The following is a 6,898-nucleotide window of genomic DNA, read 5'->3' as shown; positions in this document are numbered from 1 at the left end:
CGACCAGATCCTGTGCCGCGCCGCGGCGCAGGCCGGCGCGAGGATGTTCGCCCCGGCGCATTTCGAAGGCGTGCTGAACGATGCGCAGGGCCGCGTGAGCGGGGCGATGCTGAGCCATGGCGGCGCGAAGCACGAGATCCACGCCCGCTGGGTGCTGCTGGCCACCGGTGCGGTGCCGCAGGCGCTGATCGCCGCCGGCGTGTGCGAGCGCCAGACGCCCAGCGGCATCGCGATGCGCACCTACATCCGCAACCCGGCGATGGCCGACCGGCTGCGCGCGCTCGACGTGGTGTGGGACCGCCGGCTGCGCCCCGGCTACGGCTGGATCTTTCCGTGCCGCGACGGCGTGTTCAACGTCGGCGTCGGCGTGGCGAACAGCCACCGCAGCGGCACCGACGGCCGCCACAGCAAGCTCGACGTGRACCTGCGGCAGATGTTCGCGAGCTTCTGCGAGTTCTACGAGCCGGCCCGCGCGCTGCTGGCCGGCGGCGAACTGCAGGGCCCGCTGAAGGGCGCGCCGCTGCGCTGCACGCTGCAGGGCGCGGCGTTCTCGCGCCCTGGCCTGCTGGTGACCGGCGAGGCGGCCGGCAGCACCTACTCGTTCACCGGCGAGGGCATCGGCAAGGCGATGGAAACCGGTCTGCTGGCGGCCGAGGCCGTGCTGGCCGGCCGGCACGCCGACGACGATGCGGTGCGCGGCCGCTACGAAGCGGCGTTGCGTGCGCTGCAGCCGCGCTTCACGCTGTACGAGCGGGCGAACGGCATCAACGCCCACCCATGGCTGGCCGACCTGGTGATCTGGCGCGCGCAGCGCAGCGCGCGGCTGCGCGAGCGGATGAGCGGCGTGCTGAACGAGACCAGCAATCCGGGTACCCTGCTGAGCCTGAAGGGCGTCAAGCGCCTGTTCCTGGAATAGAGGGTGGAACGATGTGCCAGCTGCTGGGGATGAATGCCAACACCCCGACCGACCTGATGTTCAGCTTCACCGGGTTCTCGACCCGTGCCGAGGAACACAAGGACGGCTTCGGCATCGCGTTCTTCGAAGGTGCGGGCACGCGGCTGTTCGTCGACGCGCAGAGCGCGCGGCTGTCGCCGGTGGCCGAGATGGTCCGGCACTATCCGATCCGCAGCCACAACGTCATCGCGCACATCCGCAAGGCGACGCAGGGCGTGGTCGCGCTGGAGAACACGCACCCGTTCGTGCGCGAGCTGTGGGGCCGCTACTGGGTGTTCGCGCACAACGGCGACCTGAAGGACTACCAGCCGCGGCTGCATGCGGCGTTCCGCCCGGTGGGCAGCACCGACAGCGAGCGCGCGTTCTGCTGGCTGATGCAGGAACTCGCGAAGGCGCATGCGGACCTGCCGCCGGTCGGCGAGCTGACGGCCACGCTGGCCGAGCTGGTGCCGCGCGTCGCCGCGCACGGCAGCTTCAACTTCATGCTGAGCAACGGGCAGGCGCTGTGGGCGCACTGCTCGACGAAGCTGAGCTGGCTGGTGCGGGAGCATCCGTTCCGCAAGGCGCGGTTGCAGGACGAGGACATGAGCGTCGACTTCGCCGAGCTGACGACGACGGCCGATCGGGTGGCGGTGGTGGTGACCGAGCCGCTGACGGCGGACGAGGCGTGGCGGGCGTTCGCGCCGGGGGAGTTGAAGGTGTTCGTGAATGGCGGGGTGGTGGAGCGCTGAGTCTTCCCCGCGGAGCTTGACCCTGCCTGCCGCTTGTTCGAGACGAACTTTCTCGCTTGAAGAAGAATGTCCGAGCCTCTCGGGTCGATGGGCGTGCCGTCCAGTTCGGTCAGCTGCCCCTGTGTTTCCTCGACGATCTTGATCAGATAGAGCTCGAGGAACTCCAGCGCCACGGCAAGTGCGTCCATCTCGTCGCGACCAATGACTTCCGATGACAAATCGGGGTCGTCACACGTCAACACTTGGCAAACCAACAGGCCGATACTGGCTGCACGCCATTTCGCAAGAAGTCTGGGTGTTTGACCCCCAGGCTCTGCCGTAGGCGTTGGCCGCCTGATCGGCTTGCGAAGCTTGCGGGGGATCGCCCTTCAGATTCTGATCAAACCACTCTCGACCATCGGAGATCATGCATGCCATGGCTTCGCCGGTCGAGCCGCGTCTCGCGGCCTGGCAGTCGGCTTTGCAATGGAAGTACTTGTCGGCATTGATGGTGTTGGCCGCACGCATGTCGCCATGGTTCCGTGCGAAGTCTCTGCCTGAACCCAGGACCTCGCGAACCGGGTCGGGTCCACGTGGCACCCTCAGTGACCCGAGGTTGGGCGAGGGTTGCCAGCCATTGTTCGCCAGGCCCATCGGATCGATTCCCTGCAGGGGGTTCCCGTCCACGTAGGTGTAGGTCGAAATGCTTCCTCCCGCCAGGCCAATGGGGTCGGATTGGGCGTAGTAAAACGTCGCTCGCGCCGGCTCCTCAATTTCTACAGAATTGCGCTCTACTCGGCCGCAGGTCGCTCACCATATTTCTCGCAGGCGCCATATTTACTGCACGGTAAATATCGAAGAACTCGGAAATATCGGCCGCCCGCGCCATCCCTCAGAGCCGCTCCTGCGACCCCGGGTCAAACATCGACACCTTCTCCGCCGCGATCCGGAACGGCGCCTGCTGGCCCACCACCGGCTCCGCATGCCCGCTCAGCATCGCGCTGATCTGCTGGCCCTGCACGTCCATCCACACGATGGTCTGCGCACCCATCGGCTCCACCAGCGCCACCGTGCCGCTGCCGTCGCCCGCGGCCGCGCCGTCCAGGTGCAGCGCGATGTCTTCCGGGCGGATGCCCAGCAGCACCGCCTGCCCGTCGCGCGGTGCCTGCGCGAACGAATAGCGCGTCACGTCGACCGAGAGCCCGGCGCGCTGGAACGTCACCGCGCCGCCCGCCACCTGCAGCGTGCCCTCGGCGAAATTCATGCTCGGCGAGCCGAGGAAGCCGGCCACGAACACGTTGGCCGGCCGGTTGTAGATCTCGCCCGGCGCGCCGATCTGCTGGATGCGGCCCTTGTTCATCACCGCGATGCGCGTCGCGAGCGTCATCGCCTCGACCTGGTCGTGCGTCACGTAGACCATCGTCGTGCCGATGTTCTTGTGCAGCTGCTTCAGCTCGCGGCGCAGCTCGGCGCGCAGCTTCGCGTCGAGGTTCGACAGCGGCTCGTCGAACAGGAACACGCCGACGTCGCGCACCAGCGCACGGCCGATCGCGACCCGCTGGCGCTGCCCGCCCGACAGCTGCGACGGCTTGCGCTTCAGCAGTTCCTGCAGGTGCAGGATCTCGGCCGCGCGCGCCACGCGCTTCTCGATCTCGGCCTTCGGCGTGCCGTTCACGCGCAGCCCGAACGACATGTTCCGCTCCACCGACATCGTCGGGTACAGCGCGTACGACTGGAACACCATGCCGATCGAGCGGTCCTTCGGGTCGGCCCAGGTCACGTCGCGCCCGCCGATCTCGATGCTGCCGGCATGCACGTCCAGCAAGCCCGCGATCGAATGCAGCAGCGTCGACTTGCCGCAGCCCGACGGCCCGAGCAGCACCAGGAACTCGCCGGCCTGCACGTGCAGGTCCATCGCGGCGATGATCGGCACGCCGCCCAGGCGGACCTCGAGCTGGCGGATGTCGACGTTCGCCGACGCCACATGCGACACCGGGGCCGCGGTGGATGACGGCAGGTCGACGGATGAATTCACAGGAATGGCAGACACGGATTCAACCCTTCACGGCACCAGCCGCAATGCCGCGCACGAACCAGCGGCCTGAAATCAGATAGATGGCCAGCGGAACCAGCGAGGTGAGCACGGTGGCCGCCATGTTCACGTTGTACAGGCGCTCGCCGGTCGTCGTGTTGATCACGTTGTTCAGCTGCACCGTCATCGGCAGGTTGTCGCGCCCGGCGAACACCAGCCCGAGGATGAAGTCGTTCCAGATCGCCGTCACCTGCATGATCACCGCGACGATGATGATGGGCGTGGCCATCGGCAGCATCAGCTGGAAGAAGATCCGGAAGAAGCCGCCGCCGTCGATGCGCGCCGCCTTGAACAGCTCGCCCGGCACCGACGCGTAGTAGTTGCGGAACAGCAGCGTCATCACCGGCATGCCGAAGATGGTGTGGATCAGCACGATGCCGGCCAGGCTGCTGAAGATGCCGGCCGCCGCGAACGCGCGCACCAGCGGGAACATCACCACCTGGTAGGGCACGAAGGCGCCGATCATCAGCACGCCGAACAGCAGGTTCGCGCCGCGCGCGCGCCAGAACGACAGCGCATAGCCGTTGAGCGCGCCGAAGAAGATCGAGATCACCGTGCTCGGCAGCACGATCTTCACCGAGTTCCAGAAGCCGACCTGGATGCCGCTGCAGTCGAGCCCGGTGCAGGCCTGCGACCAGGCCGCAATCCAGGGCTCGATGGTCCAGTCGCCGGGCAGCGCGAACAGGTTGCCCAGCCGGATCTCGGCCATCGGCTTCACCGAGGTGACCAGCATCACGTACAGCGGCAGCAGGAAGAACGCGGCACCGGTCAGCAGGAAGGCGTAGACGCCGACGCGCGCCGGCGTGACGCGCGGCGGGCGCTTCGAGCGCACGGGCGCGGCGGTGGGTTGGGTGGAGGAGGGGAGGGCGGAGGAGGGCGTCGACATCAGTGAAACCTCAGGCTTCCCGGGCGTTGCGGTTGGCGCGGCTGCGCGCATACAGCCACGGCGTGATCACGGCCAGCACCGTCAGCAGCATCACCGTGCTGGCGGCCGACGCGAGGCCGATGTTGGCGCGCCCGAACAGGTAATCCATGATGAACTTCGCCGGCACCTCGCTCGCGATGCCGGGGCCGCCCTGCGTCATCGCGATCACCGCGTCATAGACCTTCACGACGCCCACCGACAGCAGCACCAGCGCGGTTGCGAACGACGGCCCGAGCTGCGGCAGCACGATGCTCGCGTAGACGCGCCAGCGCGGGATGCCGTCGATGCGCGCGGCCTTCCACATCTCCTCGTCGATGCCGCGCAGCCCGGCCAGCATCAGCGCCATCACCAGCCCCGAGGCCTGCCACACGGCGGCGATCACGATCGTGTAGATCACCTTGTCCTGGCTGACGATCCAGTCGAAGCTGAAGCTCTCGAAGCCCCAGCCGCGCACCGTGGCCTGCAGGCCGAGCTCGGGGTTCAGGATCCACTGCCACACCAGCCCGGTCGCGACGAAGCTCATCGCATACGGGTAGAGGAAGACGGTGCGCAGCACGCTCTCGCCGGCCACCTTCTGGTCGATGAAGACCGCCAGCAGGAAGCCGATCACCAGGCACGCCAGGATGAACAGCACGCCGAAGATCAGCACGTTGTGCACCGAGACCATCCAGCGCTCGCTGGTGAACAGCCGCTCGTACTGCGCGAGGCCCACGAAGCTGTCGCTCGGGAAGGTGCGCGAGTTCGACAGCGAGATCCGCACCGACCACAGCACCGTGCCGATGTAGGCGAACAGCACCGTGGCGGCCATCGGCAGCAGTGCCGCGTAGACCGACCAGTGTTGCCGCAGTCGGCTGCGCCCGACGTCCATCGTGGAATCCTCGAAGCCTTGCCAAGGCGGCAAGGGTAGACAAAAAAAGGGTGGGCCGCAGCCCACCGTGGGAATTACATCCAGGCCGCCCGACCCGGAGGGTCAGGTCTTCAGCGCAACGGCCAGCGCCTTCGCGGCGTCATCCACCGACTGGTTGGTGTTCCACAGCTTGGTCAGCACGTCCTGCACCGCGCCGATGGTGTCGGGCGTCGCGAGCATTTCCGAATCCGGCAGCTGGCGCGAGGCGTCCTTCATGATGGCCACGCCGGCTTGCGCGCAGATGTCCATCTTCGAGGTGTCGACGTCGGTGCGGATCGGGATCGAGCCCTTCTTGTTGTTGAAGGCGACCTGCGCGGCCGGCGAGGTCATCGTCGTCGCGAGCAGCTTCTGCGCCTTGATCGCCTCGGCATTCGTCGTCTTCGGGAACACGAACACGTCACCCGCGACGATGTACGGCGACTTCGGACCGAAGCCCGGGAAGCAGCCGAATTCCTTGCCGGCCGTCTGGTTCGCGGCCTGGAACTCGCCCTTGGCCCAGTCGCCCATGATCTGCACGCCGGCCTTGCCGGAGATCACCATCGCGGTCGCGTCGTTCCAGTTGCGGCCCGGCGAGCCGGCGTCGACATAGTTGTGCAGGCGCTTGAAGGTCGCGAGCACCTTCTTGAACGGCTCGCTCGTGACCAGCGCGGCATCCTTGTCGCGGTAGAACTTCAGGAACATCTCCGGGCCGCCGACGTGTGCCAGCACCGCGTTGAAGGTGATGCGCTCCTGCCACGACTGGCCACCCAGCGCCAGCGGCACCAGGCCGGCGGCCTTCAGCTTGTCGAGGGCAGCGAAGAACTCGTCGATGGTCTTCGGCTCGTCCTTGATGCCGGCCTTCGCGAAGGCGGCCTTCGAGTACCAGAACCAGGCGGGCATGTGCACGTTGACCGGCACGGCGTAGTAGTGGCCCTTCACCTTGACGGTGTTCAGCACCGGCTGCGGCAGGATCTTGTCCCAGCCTTCCTTGGCCGCGACCTCGTCCATGTCGGCCAGCTTGCCTTCGGCGACGATGTCGTGGAACTGCTTGGAGGTGTTGAACTGCGCGGCGGTCGGCGGGTTGCCGCCGACGATGCGGTTGATGGCCGCGGCGCGCGCGTTGTCGGCACCGGCCACGGCGCTGTCGACCCAGGTGCCGCCGGCCGCCTTGTAGGCGTTCGCGAACTCCTTGATGGCGGCCGACTCGCCCCCCGAGGTCCACCAGTGGATCACCTCGGCCTTGACCTGGGCCTGGGCCGGGGTCACGACGCCGAGTGCGCCGAAGCCCACGACCATCCCGGCGAGAACTGCCTTCAATTGAAACGCCATG

Annotated in this window: 7 protein-coding genes; 2 read left to right on the top strand and 5 right to left on the bottom strand. The window is 67.3% G+C overall.

All coding sequences use genetic code 11. The features are described from left to right. Positions 1-916: NAD(P)/FAD-dependent oxidoreductase (locus tag AC1D01_RS00785; protein WP_477864210.1), on the top strand; the 916-nt coding region annotated here is incomplete at its 5' end. 11 nt (positions 917-927) lie between these two features. Next, positions 928-1,686, top strand: a complete 759-nt coding sequence (locus AC1D01_RS00780) for a class II glutamine amidotransferase (RefSeq protein ID WP_056813410.1) — start codon at positions 928-930, stop codon at positions 1,684-1,686. Positions 1,687-1,914: 228 nt separating this feature from the next. Here AC1D01_RS00780 and AC1D01_RS00775 read toward each other — a convergent pair whose 3' ends face one another. The 5 genes from AC1D01_RS00775 to AC1D01_RS00755 all read right to left on the bottom strand — a co-directional run bounded on the left by AC1D01_RS00775 (position 1,915) and on the right by AC1D01_RS00755 (position 6,864). Further along, entirely contained in the window at positions 1,915-2,319 is a 405-nt protein-coding gene (locus tag AC1D01_RS00775; protein ID WP_477864209.1) for a hypothetical protein, read from the bottom strand. Between the two features lie 238 nt (positions 2,320-2,557). Beyond that, complete coding sequence (locus AC1D01_RS00770) at positions 2,558-3,715, bottom strand: ABC transporter ATP-binding protein (RefSeq protein ID WP_477864208.1); 1,158 nt, start codon at positions 3,713-3,715, stop codon at positions 2,558-2,560. A 4-nt stretch (positions 3,716-3,719) separates the two neighbouring features. Beyond that, positions 3,720-4,643 (bottom strand): carbohydrate ABC transporter permease, encoded by a 924-nt coding sequence (locus AC1D01_RS00765; protein WP_477864207.1) that lies wholly within the window; start codon positions 4,641-4,643, stop codon positions 3,720-3,722. A 10-nt stretch (positions 4,644-4,653) separates the two neighbouring features. After that, entirely contained in the window at positions 4,654-5,550 is an 897-nt protein-coding gene (locus AC1D01_RS00760; protein ID WP_477864206.1) for a carbohydrate ABC transporter permease, read from the bottom strand. Positions 5,551-5,652: 102 nt separating this feature from the next. Further along, positions 5,653-6,864 (bottom strand): ABC transporter substrate-binding protein, encoded by a 1,212-nt coding sequence (locus tag AC1D01_RS00755; protein WP_477864212.1) that lies wholly within the window; start codon positions 6,862-6,864, stop codon positions 5,653-5,655. Positions 6,865-6,898 lie beyond the last annotated feature (34 nt).

The sequence above is a fragment of the Rhizobacter sp. P3_B12 genome, assembly GCF_056402895.1.
Note: the sequence above shows the minus strand (reverse complement) of the source record. Positions and strands in the feature narration are given on the sequence as shown.

What these genes read in the sequence shown, in the direction of transcription:
- AC1D01_RS00780 (WP_056813410.1), top strand. Translation starts at nt 928, where the DNA reads ATGTGCCAGCTGCTGGGGATGAATGCCAACACCCCGACCGACCTGATG.
- AC1D01_RS00775 (WP_477864209.1), bottom strand. Translation starts at nt 2,319, where the DNA reads ATGGGCCTGGCGAACAATGGCTGGCAACCCTCGCCCAACCTCGGGTCA.
- AC1D01_RS00765 (WP_477864207.1), bottom strand. Translation starts at nt 4,643, where the DNA reads ATGTCGACGCCCTCCTCCGCCCTCCCCTCCTCCACCCAACCCACCGCC.
- AC1D01_RS00760 (WP_477864206.1), bottom strand. Translation starts at nt 5,550, where the DNA reads ATGGACGTCGGGCGCAGCCGACTGCGGCAACACTGGTCGGTCTACGCG.
- AC1D01_RS00755 (WP_477864212.1), bottom strand. Translation starts at nt 6,864, where the DNA reads ATGGTCGTGGGCTTCGGCGCACTCGGCGTCGTGACCCCGGCCCAGGCC.